Genomic DNA, 1,729 nt, shown 5'->3' with positions numbered 1-1,729 from the left:
AGACGAAAGGAAAGTTGTTTGACTTCCACTGAGTCAAAGCGGTAGTTATTGGCTTCGCTGATAGGGAGTTGAATTAATTCAAAGAAGATAGAGGGGAATGATTGAAAGAGTTGATAAAAAATCGTGTCAGTTTTCATGCTTTTATTTCTGAACTTCCCCCTAGGAATATACTAGCTATGGCTAAAAGTCTTACAGAGCCTGAGTTAAAATTTAATTTTTTAGTATTTCTGTATGGAGGCAGACCCTAATCATATATTGGCCTCAAAAACGGGACAATAGCCTTCGGCAACCACTTTAAAACCGTAGAGGGGAGAAGCGGGATTCCAACAGCGCTGACTTTTGTAGTGGACACAGACACGACAGCAATCCATCTCCTCTAAAGCTTTGGTGATGCGATTAGGACTCTCGCTTAATAATTCCCGTTGGGAGACTCCCCGCAATAATAATTCTTCCCCTTGCCAGCGAGCTTCCACCAGTCCCGTATCGGCGAAATTACTCCACCGGGGATCCCGGGTGATCGACTCTGGTAAGGTGATAGTGATGATCGAATCCGATTCATTTAATTCTCCCTCATAGTGACTGGGGGCCGGGGGTGTCGGTTGCATAAAGCGATCGCCAATAGGCAATTCTACCAGGGTTCCCACGGCCGGAGAATGGAGTTGATAACGGCTTTGTAATTCTTCTAAACTGGTCAAATCCGCTAGATATAGGGGCGAGCCATGGACGAACATGATATGCTGTGGTCGCAGGTTATGGATCAGTTGGGTGGTGTTGCGACTATCGCTATGTTCGGCCAGTAGATAGGTTTCTTGGCTAATTAATCCCGAACGCTGTGCCGCTTTTAATCGGGGATTCTCCAGGTTGATATCGTGCAGGTGTTGGGGAGCTAACATTAACCAAGGTTTATCCCCTTGCAGATATTTACTCACCTCCTCTAGGCGATCGATTAGTAAAATTATCGGAGTGGTTCCCCCTAGAGGTGTCGGTTTTTCTGGCAACCTTCGCAACCGGGGACAGATGCGCTCATCCCAAAATAAGGGCTGATGTTTGGCAAAATTCTGGACAGATGCGGGAAATTGTGGTAAGATTTCTAGGTAGGCATCGCAAGCTTTAGCGATCTTGCCCCCAACCCAGATATCAATGTCGCGGCCCGTGAATTGGTGGTGCGACCGCAGTAATTTTAAAATTTCTTGACCCAATCCCAAAGCGGGGACGGGTAGTAAGACATTTTGCCCCTCAGCGATCGCATGATAGATGCGATTCATCAACTGTTTTTCCTGCTGTCGTCGGTGGGGATGGCGTTCTGTGCCGTAACTGCCTTCAATAATCAGCACATCGGGGGATATTCCCCGCAGCAGATCGATCGATAATCCTTCCACCAGTTGAAAATTAGACAGGGAAAAATCGCCGGTATAGAGGACCTTATAGGTGCGTTTGGGGGTTTTGTAGGTGAAGAGAACCACGGCGGCCCCGGGTAGGTGGCCGGCCGGAAAAATCTCGACGGTGAGATCATCAAAGAGAGCGATCGGCGATCGCCATGGCCAACCCTGACAGAAACTGCCGATTTCCTCGGCAGAATCGGGCCATTGTAGGGGCAGCAGTTGTACTGTCACCTCACTGGCATAAACTGGCAATTGGGGATAGGTCTGATGGAGAGCCATTAACCCACGGATGTGATCGCTGTGGGCATGACTACAGAACACCAGATCCACGGGTGGTTTTTTGTTTT

2 protein-coding genes are annotated in these 1,729 nt (G+C 48.3%); both read right to left on the bottom strand.

Translation table 11 applies throughout. From position 1 onward, the window contains the following. Window positions 1-137: DUF2887 domain-containing protein (locus PX484_RS06180; RefSeq protein ID WP_287637689.1), on the bottom strand; the 137-nt coding region annotated here is incomplete at its 3' end. A gap of 111 nt (window positions 138-248) precedes the next feature. Next, on the bottom strand, window positions 249-1,729 hold a 1,481-nt coding region (locus tag PX484_RS06175), incomplete at its 5' end, for an MBL fold metallo-hydrolase (RefSeq protein ID WP_288103166.1).

The sequence above is a fragment of the Microcystis sp. M49636_WE2 genome (assembly GCF_030065375.1).
In the GTDB taxonomy this organism is placed as follows: Bacteria; Cyanobacteriota; Cyanobacteriia; order Cyanobacteriales; family Microcystaceae; genus Microcystis; species Microcystis aeruginosa_C.
This window is presented reverse-complemented; position numbering and strand designations above follow the sequence as displayed.